The sequence below is a fragment of the Mesorhizobium sp. M0174 genome, from assembly GCF_040322275.1.
Classification (GTDB): Bacteria; Pseudomonadota; Alphaproteobacteria; order Rhizobiales; family Rhizobiaceae; genus Mesorhizobium.
In genome coordinates, this window is sequence record NZ_JAMYTB010000017.1 from 20,646 (window position 1) to 39,632 (window position 18,987).

14 protein-coding genes and 2 pseudogenes are annotated in these 18,987 nt (G+C 59.1%); 7 read left to right on the forward strand and 9 right to left on the reverse strand.

The window, feature by feature from the left end; all coding sequences use genetic code 11:
• Nucleotides 1-205: 205 nt before the first annotated feature.
• Nucleotides 206-868, forward strand: coding sequence for a sugar transferase (locus tag NKJ13_RS24495; protein WP_502899870.1), 663 nt, complete (start codon nt 206-208; stop codon nt 866-868).
• A 459-nt stretch (nt 869-1,327) separates the two neighbouring features.
• On the opposite strand, the gene NKJ13_RS24500 is transcribed toward NKJ13_RS24495, so the two are convergent.
• From NKJ13_RS24500 to NKJ13_RS24510, 3 genes and pseudogenes are all read right to left on the reverse strand, one after another.
• Nucleotides 1,328-2,233, reverse strand: a complete 906-nt coding sequence (locus NKJ13_RS24500) for an HlyD family secretion protein (RefSeq protein ID WP_352507592.1) — start codon at nt 2,231-2,233, stop codon at nt 1,328-1,330.
• Nucleotides 2,234-2,236: 3 nt separating this feature from the next.
• Nucleotides 2,237-2,635: pseudogene (locus NKJ13_RS24505) on the reverse strand (polysaccharide biosynthesis/export family protein); the annotation flags it as partial.
• A gap of 13 nt (nt 2,636-2,648) precedes the next feature.
• Complete coding sequence (locus NKJ13_RS24510; RefSeq protein WP_352705783.1) at nt 2,649-3,521, reverse strand: glycosyltransferase family 2 protein; 873 nt, start codon at nt 3,519-3,521, stop codon at nt 2,649-2,651.
• Nucleotides 3,522-3,766: 245 nt separating this feature from the next.
• Here NKJ13_RS24510 and NKJ13_RS24515 point away from each other — a divergent pair, with 245 nt between their 5' ends.
• Entirely contained in the window at nt 3,767-4,999 is a 1,233-nt protein-coding gene (locus NKJ13_RS24515) for a glycosyltransferase (protein WP_352884847.1), read from the forward strand.
• Here the strand turns inward: NKJ13_RS24515 and NKJ13_RS24520 are convergent.
• A complete protein-coding gene (locus NKJ13_RS24520; protein WP_352507541.1) occupies nt 4,992-6,122 on the reverse strand; it encodes a glycosyltransferase family 4 protein in 1,131 nt (376 codons plus the stop codon). The genes NKJ13_RS24515 and NKJ13_RS24520 overlap by 8 nt on opposite strands.
• A gap of 429 nt (nt 6,123-6,551) precedes the next feature.
• Between NKJ13_RS24520 and NKJ13_RS24525 the strand changes: the two genes are divergently transcribed.
• Together NKJ13_RS24525 and NKJ13_RS24530 are read left to right on the forward strand one after the other, a co-directional pair.
• Entirely contained in the window at nt 6,552-7,589 is a 1,038-nt protein-coding gene (locus NKJ13_RS24525; protein ID WP_352507542.1) for a glycosyltransferase family 4 protein, read from the forward strand.
• A gap of 137 nt (nt 7,590-7,726) precedes the next feature.
• A pseudogene (locus NKJ13_RS24530) lies at nt 7,727-8,063 on the forward strand (glycosyltransferase family 2 protein).
• Here the strand turns inward: NKJ13_RS24530 and NKJ13_RS24535 are convergent.
• The 5 genes from NKJ13_RS24535 to NKJ13_RS24555 all read right to left on the reverse strand — a co-directional run bounded on the left by NKJ13_RS24535 (nt 8,014) and on the right by NKJ13_RS24555 (nt 15,112).
• A complete protein-coding gene (locus tag NKJ13_RS24535; protein WP_352778709.1) occupies nt 8,014-9,006 on the reverse strand; it encodes a glycosyltransferase family 8 protein in 993 nt (330 codons plus the stop codon). The pseudogene NKJ13_RS24530 and the gene NKJ13_RS24535 overlap by 50 nt on opposite strands.
• A 22-nt stretch (nt 9,007-9,028) precedes the next feature.
• Nucleotides 9,029-10,048, reverse strand: coding sequence for an oligosaccharide flippase family protein (locus tag NKJ13_RS24540; RefSeq protein ID WP_502899871.1), 1,020 nt, complete (start codon nt 10,046-10,048; stop codon nt 9,029-9,031).
• A gap of 1,082 nt (nt 10,049-11,130) precedes the next feature.
• Nucleotides 11,131-12,027 (reverse strand): glycosyltransferase, encoded by an 897-nt coding sequence (locus NKJ13_RS24545; protein ID WP_352507543.1) that lies wholly within the window; start codon nt 12,025-12,027, stop codon nt 11,131-11,133.
• 485 nt (nt 12,028-12,512) lie between these two features.
• Nucleotides 12,513-14,006: a lipopolysaccharide biosynthesis protein gene (locus NKJ13_RS24550; protein WP_352507544.1), complete on the reverse strand. Its 1,494-nt coding sequence runs from the start codon at nt 14,004-14,006 to the stop codon at nt 12,513-12,515.
• Entirely contained in the window at nt 14,003-15,112 is a 1,110-nt protein-coding gene (locus NKJ13_RS24555; protein WP_352507545.1) for a hypothetical protein, read from the reverse strand. The genes NKJ13_RS24550 and NKJ13_RS24555 overlap by 4 nt, the downstream gene beginning before the upstream one ends.
• Before the next feature lie 272 nt (nt 15,113-15,384).
• Between NKJ13_RS24555 and NKJ13_RS24560 the strand changes: the two genes are divergently transcribed.
• The 3 genes from NKJ13_RS24560 to NKJ13_RS24570 all read left to right on the forward strand — a co-directional run bounded on the left by NKJ13_RS24560 (nt 15,385) and on the right by NKJ13_RS24570 (nt 18,920).
• Complete coding sequence (locus NKJ13_RS24560; protein ID WP_352507546.1) at nt 15,385-16,452, forward strand: glycosyltransferase family 2 protein; 1,068 nt, start codon at nt 15,385-15,387, stop codon at nt 16,450-16,452.
• A gap of 307 nt (nt 16,453-16,759) precedes the next feature.
• Nucleotides 16,760-18,190 carry a DUF4214 domain-containing protein gene (locus tag NKJ13_RS24565; RefSeq protein ID WP_352507547.1) on the forward strand — a complete coding sequence of 477 codons (1,431 nt, stop codon included), beginning with the start codon at nt 16,760-16,762 and terminating at the stop codon, nt 18,188-18,190.
• A gap of 382 nt (nt 18,191-18,572) precedes the next feature.
• Nucleotides 18,573-18,920, forward strand: a complete 348-nt coding sequence (locus tag NKJ13_RS24570) for a polysaccharide pyruvyl transferase family protein (RefSeq protein WP_352507548.1) — start codon at nt 18,573-18,575, stop codon at nt 18,918-18,920.
• Nucleotides 18,921-18,987: the final 67 nt, after the last annotated feature.

Sequence of the window (18,987 nt, forward strand, 5' to 3'; positions counted from 1 at the left end):
GCCTTTCTTGCCGACGAGCTCCGACCTTGGAAAAGTGTGGAGAACAATTCGAAACAGCGACCCTCCCATGACAACGAATGCCGTCGAGAAGCCGTCGCATCAGGGAACCCCGATCTGGGTTCAGTCACCTCGACTGTCGGCGACCGACAGCAGAACGATAGCACTGCCCGTTATTCCCGCGACCGACCAGGACAGTGCCGGGACAGTGTTGACAGACCTGTCGCCCGCCACCAGTACACGAGCGACGGAGCCTCCCTTGGGAGGTCTCCTGAAGCGGATCATGGATCTGGTCGTAGCGATCATGGCACTTGTGATCGCGGCGCCAGTGATGATCGTCGTCGCCCTGTTGATCAGGGTGACGGCGGGAGGCCCAGCAGTGTTTTCGCACAGCCGAGTTGGCTTCGGCGGGAAACCGTTCAATTGTTACAAGTTCCGCTCGATGGTTGCCAATTCGGAAGAAGTTCTAAAAGCATATCTCAAAGCCAATCCGGGAGTCGTCTTGGAATGGGAGGAAACCCACAAGATCCGGGACGATCCTCGCGTCACATTCCTTGGGTGGATGCTTCGCAAGTCAAGCCTGGACGAACTCCCCCAGCTCTTCAACATCATCCGCGGCGACATGAGCTGTGTGGGTCCAAGGCCCATCGTGAATGACGAACTCAAACGGTACGGCGACCACCTGGGGGAATACCTTCGGACGCGGCCGGGACTCACTGGCCTGTGGCAGGTGAGCGGAAGAAGCAGCATGGACTACGCCAACCGCGTGGCGCTGGACAGCGAGTACGTGCGGAACTGGTCGGTCTGGGTCGACGTCGTGATCCTGTTCAGGACCGTGTTCGCGGTCATTCGCATCGACAGAGCTTGCTGAAGTCCGCAAGGATCACCGTTCGTTCCGCCTCCGGTGCACGGAAAGGAACAGACCTACGATATAAGCGCAGGCCAATGCGAATGCCAGGATCAGGAATTTGGCGACGGTCACGTAGCCCGGCAGCCCTAGGGAATTCCAGACAAAACTCCCGATCAGTAGCAGGCCGGTGGCCGCGATAAGGGCGGGAGCCTTGAACCGCACTCCCAACATAACGCCGACCGCCGATACGGCCACTACACTTATGAGCACCGATGTCTCCACTGGTATCCGCGGACCAATTGGCTCTTTGCGCCAGGGAAGGTTCAGTCAGGGTGGTGATTTCTGTCACGTTTGGCGGCTCCCTGATAGGGTGCCTCAAAGTACATGGCAACTGCCCCGGTTCACGCCAACGCGTCAATTCTGTGGGTGACCGGTCAACGAGCGAACGAGGCGAAGGCCGCGCTGGACCATACAACTTGATCAGTTGGCGTCCAGAACGGGTATCGGCTCCGCCTGAGAGCTGCCGCCTGCAGGCAGCGCAGCCAAGCCTGACTGCGGCAGTGGGATCTCGATCTTCACGGTATCGCCGGGCTCGACCGGCGTCGTTTCCTCAACCGTGAGTTCTTCCGTGCCGCTGTCGGACGTCCTCACGATCTTGAAGATCGGCTTGGCCCTTTCGGAGCGTTCCCTGAGGGCGAGCAGAGCAGGGGCCGTGACCTCGGTTTCGTGCAGCAACTGTACTGCGGTGTCGACTTTACTGCCGACTTCATTGAGCTGTAGCTGCGTCTCCCTCAACGTCTCGGCGACCTCGCTGGTATGGCGATTGCTGAGGTCGAGGATCTCGATGTCAGTCTTGCTTATCTCCTGCCTGACCCGCAAGAGCGAGGTCTCGGCAGCCAACCTGTCGCTTTGCATCTGGGCGACCATTCCCGCCAGAGAGAATTCCCGCGGAGCAACCGCAAGCCCTTTCTCGACAAGGGTCGAAACGCCCGCAAGCTCCTTCTGGACGAGTTCGACCCGTTTGTCGTGGAAGGTCAGCTGCTTCTCGAGCGAGACCAGTTCGTTTTCCAGGAACTCCCTGAGTTCGTGAAGTGCACGGAGTTGCGTCGTCAGCGCGTCTTTGCGAACAGCGAAGATCTTGCGCTCCTGCTCCATCGTCAACCCGACCGTTCCATTCGAAGCCCTGTTCTTCAGTTCTGCAGGGAAAGAGATGTCGTTGCTGCCAGCCAGTTCGGATTCCAGTCGCGCCTTGCGGGCAAGCAAGCTGACGTTGGTCAGCGCCAGCAATCCCACGTCACCTTGGCCCGCGATCACTTCACGCTCGAGTCTCAAGACGTCTTCCTCGCGTGTCCGCAGGCCGCCCGCGATCCCCACCGCCTGCAGCACCGTCAGTCCGGGCCTATAGGGAAACTCGCCGGGCTGCGCGACGTGGCCGACTATGTAGAACGGTCTGTACTGGACGATTTCGACGGCGACATCCGGCTGGCGGCCGAGGCCCATATGCTGCGTCAGGCGGTCGCTGATCGCGCGGGCGAGGTCGCCGGGGGCGGTGCCTTGCGCGCGTATCTGGCCCGCAAATGGAAGGAAGAGCGTGCCGTCGGCGCCGACAACGAAATCGTCGTTGAGAGCCGTCCATTCGAAGATCACATCGCGTGATGCGCGCCACTCGTAAATTTTGAGCCTGACCTTATCCTGCGGTCCCAGGAGATACTCGGCAGCCACCGTCGGCAAGGGGCAGGCCGCGGCCACGTGTGAAGCCGCCACCACCCTGACCAGCCATTTTCGCATTGTCTTCCTCACATCAGATTTTCAGGATGTATTCGGGTTCGATCCGTCCTGTAGCCACGTGCAGGATCGCAAGCATGTTGCCCCTGAGCCTGCCCCTCCGATCGACAAACGGCTCGGGCCACAGGCTCTTTGCGAGGTTGGCCGCTATGTTCCTGAACATCAGGGGAAGCGCGAAAGAGGCCGGAACAGTGCCCTTCTTGATCAGGTAGATCGCATTCGCAACCTGGGAGTATCCGAACCGCTCTCCGCTGACACGCCCTGTCTTGATGCCGAGATGCACGCCCGTGATTGAAGTCACGCAGACCACTCGGCCCCGGGACCTCATCTGGCTGGTGAAGTCGATGTCTTCCTGCCAACCATAGAGGACGAGCCGTTCGTCGAAGCGCAAGTCGTCCACAAACGAGGAACGGAAGGACATGTTACATCCGTATGCGCCGAGATGGTCGACCACCGATGGTCCGTCTTGTTTTTTACCCTCGGCCTCCCGCAGGGCGGCTTCGGCGTCTTCCCAGGTGAGCCCCGCGTTGTTGGCCCCGTCCCTGACGACCGCGCCCGTCACCACCGCCCAGCCGCTATTTTCAACGAAAGCCTTCTCGACCTGCTCCAGGTATTCGGCGGACGGAACGAAATCGTCGTCGAAGAATGTGATGATATCGAAGCGCTCCAGGGAGGGTACAAGAGCCGTGTTCCGCTGGGCAGACGATCCTATCGGCCCGAAAACGAGCGACAAAAGGAAAGGACAGCTTTCCGGCAGCTCGACATGCGCGGCGTCGGGCGCCGACACTATGACCTCGTCGGGAAGTCTCGTCTGGCCACCCAAATATCTGAGCAGGCGCGCGACCTGTCCGCTGCGGCCAAGAGTCGGGATGATTACGGCGAGTCTCATGCTGGATCCCGTTTCGGTTCCCGCGGACCGTAAGCCGACGAGAGGACCGAGACAGCCTGCATAAAAGGGGACGGCAGGAGCTTGGCCTACCTCGGGACACAGGCTTTCGGAGTACAGCCGGTGAATGCCCCACAGCCATATGTACTAGGCAGGCATGCACCCGGATCAACCTGTAACCGATCGGACAACTTGCCGGAGCCATAACACGGAATGGAAACTGCTGGCCTGCTGAGGCTAGGCGAACCATGCTCCACGAACGCTCTTCCGATTTGGCCATCGCGGCCAAGGTCAACGTGCCGATCGAGGAGTTGCCCGCCGCGCCGGGGCCCGGCGTCGACAGGTACGCGAAGATCGCGGTCGTTCATGACTGGTGCCCGAATTTCCGGGGAGGTGAACGGGTTCTGGCGCAAATTTGCAAGCAGTTTCCTAATGCCGAAGTCTTCACGCTTTTCGATTTCTTGCCAGCCGATGTAAAGGAGAAATATTTCCGCGACGTAGAATTCCATACGTCCGCAGCCAACCGCATACCAATGGTGCACAAATTCTATAGATCTCTCTTCTTCTTTTGCCCCTTCCTGATCGAACAGTTCGATGTGACAGGTTACGACGCGGTGATCTCGTCGTCAGCCGCATTTTCGCGCGGCGTGATCACCAGGCCGGACCAACCGCACCTTTGTTATGTGCACAGCCCCGTCCGCTACGCCTGGGACGAACAGTTTTCTTATCTTCAGCAAGCGCGGCTTGGTTTCGGTCCCAAGGGAATGCTCTATCGGTACATGCTCCATCGGCTGAGGACATGGGACACGAGAACCGCGCACGGCCCGGATATGATGCTCGCGAATTCGAACTACGTCCGCTCCCGAATCCAGCACATTTATGGGCGCCAGGCACGCGTCGTTTTCCCGCCGGTCTCTCTGGGAGAACTGCCCTGCGTGGAGGACAAGGACGACTACTACGTTTCGGCGTCCTTCCTCGCCCCTTACAAGCGCACCGACCTCGTCATCCGGGCCTTCAACGAAATGCCGTCGCGGCGGCTAATCATCGTTGGCGAAGGGCAGCAATCATCCAGTCTGCGAGCGCTTGCCGGCTCGAACGTCACCTTCTCGGGTTATCTGCCTCGGAAAGACTATGTGGACACCTTGGCGCGGGCAAAGGCCATGGTCTTTGCGGGCTGCGAGGATTTCGGCATAGCGCTGGCCGAGGCGCAGGCCTGCGGAACGCCACTGATTGCCTTCGGCCGCGGTGGGGCGGCAGACATCGTGCAGCGCCTTGGATCATCCCTCGAACCGACAGGAGTGCTGTTCAAGGCTCAAACTGTCGATCACCTCAAGGAGGCAGTCGAATGGTTCGAAGAGAACAGCTATGCGATCACGCCCCGCGCCTGCGCCAGGAATGCAGGACGCTTCTCCGAAGAGAACTTCGACCGCGCGATCCTGGAATCGCTCGGAGCTGTCCAGGCACTTCACGAGATCACGTAAGTTCGCGCGCTCTGACGACCTTCGTTTCCGTATCGATACCGTCGGCGGCAGCCATTACCCCGAGATAGCGTAAGGCCGTAGCCCTCCAACTGTATGCCGAGGCTCTCGCCCTGCCCTTGCCTATCAACTGGAGTCGCAAGGCCTGAGAACCGTGAAGCTGCACGAAGCTTTCGAACCATGCTTCCGGGTCGTCGGGAGGTGCAAACAGGGCTGCGCTCCCGCAGACTTCCGGCAGGCTGGCGCGGTCGGAAACCACCACAGGGCAGCCGACCGCCATCGCCTCGAGGACCGGGAGGCCGAAGCCCTCTGAAAGGGAGGGGAAAGCTAGACACAGTGAGTCCCTAAGGAGGGCCGCCAACTCGCCATCGGAAATGCGCCCTAGCCAGTGAATGTTTCGGGCTTCGGCCCGGGCTGATGGTGATCTAAAAACACGGGAATCCGACATCCCGACAATCGCGATCCTGAGTCCGGCCTCGCCAAGATGGTCAGCCATGTTCAGGATGAGCTCCACATTCTTGTGGGGTGCGGCACTGCCGATCATAACGATGGTTTCCCGCGAGGCCGCCAGGCGTGTCTCTGCCGAGTGTTCAGGCTTCCACCGCAAAGCATGCTCGTGGCCGTTTGGCGCCACGAAAGCCTGTTGCTCCCGGATGATGCGGCGGCGGACCAGTTCGCCCAACGAGTAATCGGAAACCGTCGAAATACCCCACGCCGTCTTGCCGAGGCATGGCAACAGATTCCTGTACACTATTCTAAAGGCGATGGAATAGCTCTGCGGAGCGTTCCAGACGTTTGCGTCATGAATGCAGACGATGTGCTTGTGGGAAAGCAGCGGTCCGGTGTTACAGAGGCTGAGCAGTCCGCTGCCGTCTAGCGATGACGGGAGCTGCACCTGCTCCCAGACATGCCCCCTCCTGCTGCCGATCTCGCGGCGTTCGATGGAAACGAGGGGGATGTCGCCCGACCCCGGTGGACAATGTAGTCCGACTTCGAGACCGCGCGCGAGAGGCTCCTGTTCCGCGATCAAAGCGTCGAGCGAACGGACGACCTCGCGCGCATAGCGCTGGACGCCTGTCGTCGGTTGGGAAAGAAAACGCCCATTTATCGTCCAACGCCGTGCCATGCGTTCCCCTTTTTAACCCTCAGTGTGCAGCCGCGAAGACGGGCGGTCATCACGGCCATTGGGTCATCGGGGCTGACCGGGAATCATCCAGATAGGCGAGGGGGATAGTGTGCCTACCTCAAACGTCTGAGGACCCTTGCACCCCCGAGAATGCTAGTCTGGCTCGCGACGCCGAAAGGGCGGGGGAGCGACATGGGCAATCTCGAAACCGATACGACAAAGTGGCCACCAAGACGGCCCAAACAGGTGAACAGAAACAGCGCCGACACAGTGCTGGCGAGATCGCTTGCCGAACATTCCGAATATCTGGTCGCGCATCCCGGCAGGACGTGGGCGGACAGCGAAACTGCGAGGCGGCGTTGGACGATAAACGGCGACTTCACCACGCTCAGGCCGACCGGAATAGCTCGCTACGCCAGCGAGGTGACCATGGCTCTCGACGCCCTCATTTCGGAAGGGCACCCGCTTGGTCGCGATCTGGAGATCGATCTCGTGGTGCCGCGTCCGCTTTCCGAACCTTTCCGCCTCAACGCCATCTCCACCCGAGTCGTTCCCGAATTCAACTTGCCGCGACTTCCCCAATTGTGGGTGCAGGCGCAGTTGCCCTGGCACGTGCCCGGAGGATTGCTAAGCTTTTGCAACCTCGCTCCCATCGTGCTGAAGCGCCAGATCGCGTGCATCCATGATATGCACACTAGGCTCATGCCGTCGAGCTACGGGCGGGGTTTCAGGTGGGCGCACCGACTGATCTTGCCGGCACTTGGCAGGCGAGCCGCCCGCATTACGACGGTCTCGCAACTCTCGCGCAGCCATCTTGTCAAATTCGGGATCGCGCCAGCGGAAAACATCGTCGTCACTTACAACGGCAGCGACCATGCCAAGAGATGGAATGCAGCAAGATCGTCACTGACCGTGGACCGCGGCAGGCCGTACGTCCTCTGTCTTGGAAGGCGGGACCAAGAATACAAGAACATGGGGCTTCTCGCCAAGCTGGCCCCGCTCCTCGATGGGATGGGTCTCGATCTCTGGATGCCCGGCGATGTCAATGAGAACACGGTCCTGCGGTACGTCCCGGAAATGCCCGGGAACATCGTCCTCCTTGGCCGCATAGGGGACGACGACTTTAAGAAGGCGCTCGAAGGCGCCCTGTGCTTCCTGTTCCCGTCACGGATCGAGGGTTTCGGGCTACCCGCCGTCGAAGCGATGGCGTCGGGCTGCCCGGTCGTGGCCTCGACCTCGCCGTGTCTTCCCGAAATCTGTGAGGATTCGGCTCTCTATGCCGATCCCGACGACGTCCATTTGTGGGCCGAAACCGTCCGCCTGCTGATGCTCGACCCAGCGTTGCGGGAGCGGTTCATCACCAAGGGATACGCCAGGGCGAGCAGTTATTCCTGGCGATGGATTGCGTGGAAATACCTCGAACTCATGATACAGGTCGACGCTGATTTTGGGGAGTTCCGCAATTGACCGGCTGGCAATCTGCGGCAAGCAGAGCCAGGAAGCCGAAAACAGTGAAGGGCTAGCGGGAGAGCCAATTGGCAAGCCTCGACGTCGTTATACCGTGCTACAACTACGAGCATTTTCTGTCCGAGTGTGTCGGCAGCGTGCTGTCCCAGGATGTCGAACGCCTCAGGGAGATCATCATCGACAACGCTTCGACGGACGATAGCATCGGGGTGGCAAGGTCTTGCGGCACAGGACCCGAGGGTTGAAGTCGTTTGCCACGAGAAAAACCTTGGGCGCAACGTCTCCTTCAACGAACCCATCGACAGGGCCGAGGCCGACTACTTCATGAACCTTTGCGCCGACGACATTCTCGCAGCAGACACGCTCGGCCACGGAGCGAAGGCGCTCAAACGCGCAACAGCGGCCCTTCCGGAAAAAGTCGGAATTAAAGGGATCCGGCAGATAAGAGTCGCAGGATTTTTGCCTTCCTCGTGATCTTGCGCCATGGGTAGATCCAGTTGAGCCTGTTTTTTGTCCGCCGCCTATGCGAAATTCCCGCGCGCATCTGAGCCTCAGGCGGCTTCGGCGTTTTCACATCGCAGTCTACGAGCAGCAGCTCTGCCATCCGGTGGAATCTGTTAAAATACTCGTCCCAAGGCCATCCCGGCCTATCCCAAGGGTTTGGCCCGCCGGTGAAGTGCCAAATTGCCGGCGCGAACCCGTTCCTACGCGGGTCGAGGACCATCATGTGCTCGCTCTGGTGGTTGTATGTGAGCGGCAGCATATCAACGCGGCCGTAGGCGGCGTGATTCAGCGCGCTCTGATCTGACGAGCGGCAGCCTTCAGGGTGCTCGAATAGGAATTCCAGCGCCTCCGGAACGATGCTGTTCCAAGCCTCGCGCGACGTGTAGATCACACCCGAATTGAAGTAGCTGTCTGCATCGCAGTCCAAGCCGTTCAGGTAGGCGAGCTCGTGCTTCTTGCCCCGGCTTTTCTCGTCCATGAACATGCGCATTACATCCGGGGCCGCCATGATCCTTCCGGGGGAAGGCCGCACAGCCAAGAGGCTGTCCAACTCTCCGTCGACCATCGTGTCTCCGTCGATGTAGAAGAATCTGTCTATTTCCTGGTCGAGCAACCCGTCGAACCAGAGCCGAGCCAGTGCGATCGCGGGCAGATATCTGTCGCGGTGGAACCGGGTTGCTTCCTCGAGCTGAGATAGATGAGCCGCCTCTATCCTGATCTTGGTGCCCGCCACCGCATGGTCGAACTGGCTGGCCCATCCGGGATCGGAATTGACCACGAATATATAGACCGGCACATCAGCCGCTGTGTGGTGATCAGCCGAAAGAGCCGCCGAGAAGGTCGGCAGCAAATAGTTCTCGTTACAAATAAGGACTATCGCAGAGCCTTTTGTTTCCGAAGGAGTTGCTGACAGAACATTCTCCTATGCGCAAGCCTCATTCACCCGGGCGGAGCTTGGCTCGCCGGAATACCGGGATGGTCTTCATTATCTCGTCAAAGAGCGGATGTCGGGTAAGAATCAATGCTGTTGCCCATCCGCTCAACGCAAACAATCCCGCCCCGAATGCCTGCCCGAACAAAAGGGCGAAGCCGGAGCCTGACAAAGCGATCACGGACAGCGGAGCAGCCGCGCTCGCCATGGCCACGACAGCGCTTCTCCATAGCGCTGCAGCGATGTCCCTGCGTCTCAGTCCCAGCCTGCGCCGAACGAAGCTCAAGGCAACGTATGCCTGGAAAGGAAGGTCACCAGCATGCACCAGGCGGCCGCCTGCAGTCCGCCGAAGATCACGGCTATGGACAGGAGAATGCCGGAAAGCGGGAAGACGATCAGTGCGCGATAAACAAGTCGCATCCACCGCAACCATCACCGGGTAATTGAGTTCGAAACTGAAGGAGAAGAGGAGCGCGACTGCGACGACTTGCACGAGCGGAGCGACCTCGATCCATTGATGACTGAGCACGACCACGACGGGGTAAGCCAGAACCGAAAGCACGAGGAGAGCGGGCCAGCGGAGTGCGGTGACAAGAGAAAGGGCGGCGAGATACGGGCCCTTCAAATCCCTGCCTTGCCTAACCTCGGCGGAGAAGGCGGGCAGCACGACCGTCATGGCACCTCCGAGGACCAGTTTGTCGGGTATGTGGCCGATCAAGAGGGTTCTGCTGAACAAGGCTGCCGTATGCGGTGACACGAGGCGCCCCAACAGGAGTAGGGGCAGGGCGTCAAAGATGCCGTAAAGTATGGCGACAACGCCGTTGTATCCACCGAACGAGGTCATTCCGCGCCAGTTGACCAGGGACGGCTTGAACATCCAGAAATGGGGTCGCAAGGCGAGGGCGACGCCTGCGGCAAGACCGCTGCCGATCAACCAGCCCCAGGCGAAGCTCATGTAGGTGAAGCCCGCCAACGCCAGCGCGATTGTTGCCGCGGAACCCGTCGTGGTCCCTGTTATGTTGATGGCCGCTACCTTGCCGAAGGATTTCCCGCCGCAGGAGAGCGTTGATCAGGATGAATGAGGCGTCGAGGAAAAGGCAGATCGAGATGACCCGTAAGTAGGAAACAAGATTCGGCTCCCCGTAAAGCGACGCCACGCCAGGGGAACGGCGACAAGAACGGCGGCGATGATTCCCGTAAGGATGAATATCACCATGAAGGCCCCCGATATCCTCGCGGCTCAGTTCGTCGCGCTGGATGAGGAAGTTCGAACTGGAGAACTCCCTAAATGGACATGACAATCGCCAGGATGGCCATGCCGATCACCGAGACCTGATCTCCTCGGGCGTCAATATTCGCGAGACTACGGCTGCAGTGACAAAATTCGTAACGAGCAGGACGTAGCGTTCACCTGTGCTCATAAGGAGTCGCGTTTTACAGAAAGCATGCGTGCCCTTCTTCCCCAACAGGCCGGGCGCGGCCGCCTGGATGCGGCACGGATAGTCCGACACACCGGTTGGAAGGTCATGCCGTCTAAAAGGCTAGGGAAGGCCCCCGTCTAAAGGAGTAGCGGTGCAAAACGCAGCCCCCTATCTGCAGTCGTCGAGTGGACGGCCGATTTCCCCCGGAGGCCGCGATGCCCCCAACACGCGGACCTGCTTTTCCCGATCCGACGACAAGTGCGTAGCCGACGACACCGATCGCGAGATGGCCAGAAAGGGGATTGAGTGAGGAAAGGCAGGGAAGCCGAGTAGCGGACCAACATTATGATTGAGTTTTGCACCAGCCCGCCACCCTCCGGCAACATAGCGGTTGCGTGCTTGAGAGCTGGCCAAGGCAGACGCTGTCGAAAAGCCATGCCTCGGAAAGCATGCTTGCGCTTCTTCACTCCAAGGCGATTTCGGGGAGTTCGACAGTTAAGCGGCTGCCAGTCCGCGGATTGATCTCCAGGAGAGCACGATGAACGAATGGACCGACCCGCACGGACCAGACGCCGCGGGCCTGCCGGCCACCCTATCAGTCGTGTGTTCTTTGCCTGCCCGCTCCGAGTCACATCGCTCCGTCAATCCAACTAAGGCTCGAGAAGGCCCTGCCTCCCTACGCCATCTATGAAGGCGGCTTGTTTTCAGCCACCTGGCCTACCTTGCCGAGCCAGGACAGGAACGGGCCATAGCACGCATCGTAAGAAAAGAGATTGGCGAAGACACGGGCAGTACCTTCGGATTTCTGACGCCGGAGTTCCGTATTGCTCAACAGCGCGATGACCGCCTGCGCGAAGTCTGCAGCGCCGTTAGCGACGATCGCTCCCTCATCGAGTTGATGGGCGTCACCGGCGTCCACCCCTATTGAGGTCGTCACGAGGGGGCGGCCGTAAGACATGGCTTCGGCCACCTTGATCTTGACGCCGGCAGTACCGGATACGAGCGGAGCCACGACAAGCTGGGCGCGTCGATATTCGGGACCAAGGTCCGGGAGCGGCCCCACACGCTCGAGGCCGTCCGCCTCCGGCGTAGCCTCACGCGTGGAGGCAATAGTTCCGACGATCCGAAACCTTGCCGTGGGGCAGAAGATTCGAACCGCTGGCCAGATCTCCGACAGGAACCACGAGAGCGCGGCACGATTCGGGTCTGTGGCATTCCCAACAAAGAGGACGACGGGCTCATTGCTTTCCGGCGGCTTTTCGTGATTGCTGAAGCCCATGCCGAGAGGGATCACGTGTCTTACCCCGAGTCGGTCGCGGGCGTAGGAAGCGTCATCATTGCTGTTGAAACCGACGCACTCCGCCGCGTTCAGCGAGTGGGACAGTCTCTGCTCCTCAGCCAAGATTTTGCCCGCGCCATGGTTTCCTCCAGCCTCCCAGTGCGACGCCCCACTGCGGTGCTGAAGATGGCCAACGAGCGAGAAAATCCTGTGACCGTTGCGAGAGAGAGAGGGAGCGAAATGTACCGCCTCATGGAACAGTATGACTGCGTCCGGTCTCAGTGCATCGATACGTTCCAGCACCCACTGAATTTCTCCCTCGGGACATTCCGTCCCTGGGGGAACCGGTGCGGCTCTCCGTCCGAGGAACGATCCGGCCAGATTTCTGAGGCCAAGCAGTTCTGTGGATAGAAATGTCCTCCGGCCCAACCTGATGCTTTTACGAACCTGCCACGAAAAATATTCTTCTATTTCATATGCACTCCTGCAGATTGGGCTCCTTCGTCCGCGCGCTATGTCGGATACATACCCGTGTACCTCGTGCCCGGACTTCAAAAGATATTGGCCGAAGGCCTGAATATAGGCACCGTCCCCGCCGAAGAAAGCGTCGTACGGATAGCTATGGACGATTGCTATAGCAGCCATGTCCTACCCCTAGGGGCTTCTCTCGGGCAGTAAGAGTTTCGCCGCCCGGCGCCAATCTATCCAAAACGTCAGGCGATCCGAAGGCGTGTTTCCACAGCCAAGACATTCATCCTGCGCGCCAGGCCTCGCCATTGCCAACTGCCTCAAGCGCCGGCCCGCGCCTCGCCTCGGAAGCTCAGCAGCACATCCTGGAACAGCTTGATCTGCCCCAACACGAACAGCAAGACGAATCCGTAGATACTGGTCAGGACCACCCCTCCCGCCACGAGCCGCAGAAGCGAAGGAACCTCGGGGCCGAGATAGCGCTGGACTGCCAGCGCACCCGCCGAGGCCACGATGCCGGACATCCACGGCCTCATGATCGTCCGCAACAGATCCCCGACTGAAACCGGCGTACGATGCAGGCTCCACGCCAGGTGGGGATAGAGCCAGAGCAGCAGCGCCGTCGAGTAGCTCAGAGCCACTCCCTCGGGGCCGAAGGAAATCCCGACGCAGTAGGAAACGATGACGAGAGGGGCGATGGCAAAGGCCAGATACAGGCTGCGCTTCTGCCTGCCGGTCGAGATGAGCAGCCAATATGTGGGGTTGATGATCCCGAACACCAAGATGGTAGGGGTGAGCAGCCGGAAGATAGTCGCCGCCTCCGTCCACTGCGAGCCTAGCACCACGGTGATGATTTCGTGTGCGAACAGGAACGAGAACATTGTGATGGGAACCGTTACCGCGATGACGATCGAGTATCCCTTGAGGTAGAAGTTCCGTAACCGCGCGGGATCATGCTGCATCCGCGATAACGCCGAGAACAGTACCGCACCGACGGCGCTGTTGATGGTCGCCGTGGGAATGCCGATCAACTGGAAGGCCCGGGCATATAATCCAAGTGATCCGGCGCCCCAGAACCGCCCGAGAAGGACTTTCTCGGCATTGTAGCCAATATAGACGACAAGGCCGTTCAGCGTGACAATTCCACCGAAATGCAAGAGCGAGCCGATATTGGCGCCGCGCCGAGGGAGTCCAGGAATCCACCCAGTGGCGATCCAGTAGCCCAGGCTGCTGACCGCCGGTGAGATAAGGGTCGGGGCGATCAGTGCCCAGTACCCATCGCCACGGAACGCCAGCAGCACACCGGCCATGATGCCCAGGCACAGGGCGCCTGTATCGATTCCGCTCAGGGTGACATAACGCAGATTGCGCTCCAGCAGAGCGGCATGCTGCACACCGGCCGCGTTAAGCAGGAAACCTGGAGCGATCGCGATGGTGATCCAGAGCAGGCGCGGCTCATGGTAGAAGGTGGAGATGAGGTAGGCACTTGCGGCGCAGACCAGTGTGAGGAGGATCCCTACCAGTACATTGATCCAGAACAGGGCCGAGACCTGCTCGAACGAAATCTCATGCCTTTGGATTGTCGCGGAGGAAAGCCCGGCGGTGGTGAAGACATCCAAAATGCCTGTGAGTGCCACCACCATCGCGACCAGACCAAAATCGTTAGGGCTGAGCAGGCGTGCCAATGTGGCAATGTAGCCCACCCTGAGCATCAGGTTCGCGCCCTGGCTCACCATCCTGGCAACGCCACTTTGAATGGCTTCGCTCTTAAGGTTACGGCGCTCGCCTTTCGCGGTCGGGGTCTTGTCGGTCATGTATCACTGGCTGCATGTGCGCTTGGCTCCGTTTGAGCGGTCTGCGCGTGCCTTCTCTGATCAGTCATGTCGCCAGAGGCCCTCTCGAGCCATATCTCTCGCCACCAAGGATAGATGGCTCTTGGGCACTGCATCCGGCAATCGCTATACCGCGAGTTGCACCAGACTTTCTCCAAGATAACGGCCGGCCCTCTGAGATTGGTAAGAAGTCCGGTCTTTTCATTAACGAACGTTGTCACGCGTGATCTGACTTTGAAGATATGACCGCAATAGGGAACCATCTCCGCATCGAAAGTAAGACCCTGGCTCTTGTTGTCGGCATCCAAGGTCGCGAGGATTTCTTCATAGGATCTAACCCTGATCAACTCGCCGGGTTGGAGATCAAGCTTGACAGTCGGAACCGGCTGGCCGGTAGGGATTGATCCCCGATATCGCGGGAAAGGAACGCCACCATAGAGGTGCTGCACCTTGTCATAAACCCAGCTGACACCCAAGGACAACCTGGTGAGGCCTAAACGGCGCGTGTAATGATAGCAACTGAATATCGTTGCATAGACGAACCCGGCGAAGAGGCGCCATGCGCCGGCATTTCCCGATGCATAGTCTTCCGCATATTGCCGAACATCCCACCAAGGAAGAGGGGTAGTCGCCTCCAGAAGTTCTGTGGCTTGGCATGAGTATCTCGGACCACCCGACAAAGGCTGATTCTTGGCGCGCGCACCAGCCAGCACATCGCTTTCTGTGCAACCCGTTCCGTCCGCCATCTTAGTCGGAAGCGAGACAGCCCCATTCGAGGACGGCGAGTCCACAGGCTTAAGCCATGCCTCCTTCCAGAAAACCAGGCACGCCGCCTGACAGCCTCCAAACGCGTTGCCGTCGCACCTCAGTTTTTCAAGATGGATGACGCCGGATAACTTACGTCCGCCAGCAAAGTTGATCGTGTCACACGTCTTGTGCGCGCGCTTGTAAACACGAAAGCGGAGGCCACAATATCGAAACATTTGTGGCATAAAAGGGAGCTTCTCAAGCCGACCATTTTTGTCGAGTGTACGAAGGATTTCTTCCTTAGACCGCACCTCGACCCAGTCTCCGACCCTCAGTGACATGCAGCACCCCCGTTCACAGCGCGCTCCGGAACAATGTCATTTGCCTAGTGTCAAAACCATACCATCTCTAGACTCTGACAGCCGGCCCCGAATTAGCGGTAGCTACCCTCCACTTTTGATTGAGTGGACCAGTAGCTATCCTATTGTTACGATGCAAACGTGGGCCCACGCAGAAGTTTCCTGACCACCGAAAGCGGCTCGGTGCGAAGATGTCGGATCGCTAGTGCGGAGCGGTTTCCCGACGCTGTGCAATAATCTTCTGGAGTGTGCTCATGCCCAGCGTCGACGTAGTCATTCCGAACTATCAGTTCGGGCGCTTCCTGCCCGGCTGTATCAAAAGTGTGCTGTCGCAGGATGTAGAGAATTTGCGCGTGCTCGTCATAGACAACGCGTCGACTGATAACAGCCTCGAGGTAGCCCGTGCTTTAGCGGCCGCCGATCCGCGGATCCAAGTTATCGCCCATCCGGTCAATGTCGGGCTTATGGCCTCCATGAACGAAGGCATCGACCAGGCGAGAGCGGATTACTTTATGATACTTTGTTCCGACGATATTCTTGTGCCCGACAGTCTGTCACGTGCCATCTCTATAATGGAGAAACATCCTACACTAACCGTCGCGCAAGGGGGGGCACAAATCCTTAATGTCGAGGGTGCTCTGCCGACCGAGTTGACCGCTGCAGAGCCGCCGGCTTGGACAATTATTTCTGGATCAGAATATATAGAGGATGTCTGCCGCCGCCCCTTGCAACGGCCGGTCGGGTTCATATTGGTACGAACGGTCGCGCAGAAACGTGCAGGCTATTACATCAGGGAATTGCCGTTCACCAATGACCTTGAGATGCTGATGCGGCTGGCCAGTATCGGGGATGTTGCTGAGACAAATACTATTCAGGGAATCCGAAGGGAGCACAGGAGCAATATTTCGAGCGCTTACTGGCAGGACTTCAAGCTTAGACTGGATTCCGTGTATATGGCCATCGAGACCTTCTTATCGTCCTACAGCATGGTCAAAAACCAATCAGGCAAGTTGCTTATGCTCGCGCGAGTGAGTTTGGCCTGTGATGCCTACTGGTCGGCCGTATCACATCTGATCCGGGGTAGGTATCGTGAGGCCTTTGGTCTGTTCAAGTTCGCCTTCAGCCTGTCGCCGCATTTGGCAGTCCTCCCTCCCGTTGCTCATCTTTTCAGGAGAAAGGATGTTCTCTCTCGGATCCGAGTGGTATTCTCCGAGGTATTTGAACGGGCTGATAAGAGAGGTCGTGCCGCCTCGTATGGACCAAGTATTAGTGCAGCGGACCAGAGTGCCAACCGCAAGCATTGCACAAAAACAGAGACTTGAAGTACCCCGCGTGAATCTTGCCAGGCGCAACGCGCTTTTAAAGAGATCCGGCAGACAGAAATCGGAGAATCTTTCACTTCCTCTGCGTCCCGCTCGGATAGTCTGACAAACCGGGTGAAGGTCATGCCGTCCAATAGGCTAGGGAATGAACACCGTCTAAAGGTCATGCCGTCCAAATAGGCTAGAGAATGAACACCGTCTAAAGCGGTAACGAGAGCTTCCACTCAACCGTATGAGCAAATTGCGCCCAGCGTACGCAATCCCCACTATCCCGAATTTCGAAGTGGGGTAGGGAGGCCCGTGTGCCGTGTCGTTTCGTCTTGCAATCGCTGCGGCCTGCCTGCTCGCAACAGCTGCGCCTGCATCCGCCGATTTCCTCTGGGGCATCAATGGCCATCCAATAGTTTCCTATCCGGGCATCCCGGTCGAAAGGCAACTCGATTTCATCAAGGATCTCGGCCTCAAATCGTACCGGGTCAACGTCACGGCAGAGGACCAGGTAGATAGCCTTGCCCACCTTGTCGAAGCGGGAAAGACGAGAGGGATCGAGATCCTGCCCCTCATCACGCCCGGAGTCGACCTGGACAAGGACAACCCGGACGAGCTCTACGGGAATGCCCGGAGACTGGCGGTCACCCTCGGCACCAGGTTCAAGAACGACATTCGGGTTTGGGAACTCGGTAACGAGATGGAGAACTATGCCATCATCAAGCCCTGTGAGAAACGCGACGACGGCTCGCAATATCCATGTGGATGGGGGCCGGCAGGAGGAATGGGAACGCTCGACTACTTCGGCCCGCGCTGGGTGAAGGTGAGCGCCGTCCTCAAAGGCCTGTCCGACGGCATGACAGAGGTCGACCCGGGGATCAGGAAGGCTTTGGGCACCGCCGGATGGGGCCACACCGGCGCGTTCGCGCGGATGAAGCACGACGGGATCGCCTGGGATATCTCGGTCTGGCACATGTACGGCGAAGATCCAGAATGGGCTTTCCGCGAAATTTCTGGTTATGGCAAGCCGATCTGGGTCACCGAATTCAACAATCCTTCCGGAAGTCAGCGCAGCGAGCGGCAGCAGGCCGACGGTATCAAGCAGGCAATGACGCGGCTTCGCGAACTCAAGGAGAAGTACAAGGTCGAGGCCGCACACATCTACGAACTGCTCGATGAGACCTACTGGGCCCCGAGCTTCGAAGCCAATATGGGGTTGGTGAGGCTCGTGGGTCCCTCCGATGGCAAATGGGTGACCGGTGAACCGAAGCCTGCCTACAAGACGGTACGGGACTTCACCCGCGGTCCTTTGCCGCTGACCAAGCCGCATCGGGACTGCGACACCGAGACCATGGCTGCAGACCAGTCCACGCAGGTGCGGCAGGCAAGTTTCGTCTACTGCCTCATCCTTGGCCACAAGGGCGACACGGCCAGCGTGAATCAATGGTCGGCGGCACTTGAAAGCGGAGACACCAAACTCGCCGACATGATCATGGAAATGATGCGCTCGGACGAATACGAAACCAGATATGCCACGATCGGCCTAACGGACCGCGACTATGTCGGTTTTTTGTATTTGCTGCTTCTGAACCATCCCGCGGACGGTTACGGACTGGAAAGCTACACCCGCCAGTTGCGTGCGGGTTCCATGACGCGTGAGGCCGTGGCCTTCGGAATCATCACTTCGGCGGAGTTCAAATCCAGGCACGCCGCCATCCGCGAAACCTCCACGGTGCCGAACCCTGAGTGAGCAGAGCCAATGGGCGCCATACGTGAGCCACGGGAGGTCGCGGCCTTGCCACGACCGCAAGGCGAGGCAGCGGCAACCGCCGGCGGCAGGGAACCGGGCATCGCCATCTTGGGCCTGTTCGGCTGCGGCAACCTTGGCAATGACGGCTCGCCCGAATCCATGCTCTGTTCCTCAAGGAGAAGCGACCCAACGCGCGGATCGCGAGAGGAGAGGGGATCGCCGGCCTTCTCGACTGCATTTTCCTGAAAATCCCCCGCAAGGTGATGGATTTCCTCCGTGCAGTCCGGCACATCCGCAAGGCGAAAGTCATAGTCGTGCCTGGAACGGGAATCCTTGACTATTTCGGCGACCGCCCGTTGGGCATGCCCTTCGACGTCTTCAAATGGTGCCTTGCAGCGCATCTCGCGGAACGCGCATTGCTTTTGTCAGTGTAGGTGCCGGGCCGGTGGGACATCGCGTCAGCCGATGGCTGATAACAAGCGCGGCCCGCATGCCGGACTACCGGAGCTACAGGGACACTGCCTCGAGGGAATTCATGGCAAGCGTCGGCGTCGACACCAGCCGGGAGTCGATGGATCCCGATCTCGCTTTCACGCTGCCCGTTCCGCAATCTGCCAATGCCGACCCTTCACACCCGCTCACGGTCGGTGTCGGCGTAATGAACTACCGCGGCTGGTGCGGTTTCGAGGAGCGCGGGCTGGGCATCTCTGAATCTTATTTGCCAAAGTAGCGATATTCGTCACCTACCTCCTGGCCAGCGGCTACAATGTCCGCCCTCGCACAGGCGACGAAGGTGA

Coding starts and splice junctions, on each gene's coding strand:
- NKJ13_RS24510 (WP_352705783.1), bottom strand. CDS start 3,521: ATGAGACTCGCCGTAATCATCCCGACTCTTGGCCGCAGCGGACAGGTC.
- NKJ13_RS24515 (WP_352884847.1), top strand. CDS start 3,767: ATGCTCCACGAACGCTCTTCCGATTTGGCCATCGCGGCCAAGGTCAAC.
- NKJ13_RS24520 (WP_352507541.1), bottom strand. CDS start 6,122: ATGGCACGGCGTTGGACGATAAATGGGCGTTTTCTTTCCCAACCGACG.
- NKJ13_RS24525 (WP_352507542.1), top strand. CDS start 6,552: ATGGCTCTCGACGCCCTCATTTCGGAAGGGCACCCGCTTGGTCGCGAT.
- NKJ13_RS24550 (WP_352507544.1), bottom strand. CDS start 14,006: ATGACCGACAAGACCCCGACCGCGAAAGGCGAGCGCCGTAACCTTAAG.
- NKJ13_RS24555 (WP_352507545.1), bottom strand. CDS start 15,112: ATGTCACTGAGGGTCGGAGACTGGGTCGAGGTGCGGTCTAAGGAAGAA.
- NKJ13_RS24560 (WP_352507546.1), top strand. CDS start 15,385: ATGCCCAGCGTCGACGTAGTCATTCCGAACTATCAGTTCGGGCGCTTC.
- NKJ13_RS24570 (WP_352507548.1), top strand. CDS start 18,573: ATGGTGCCTTGCAGCGCATCTCGCGGAACGCGCATTGCTTTTGTCAGT.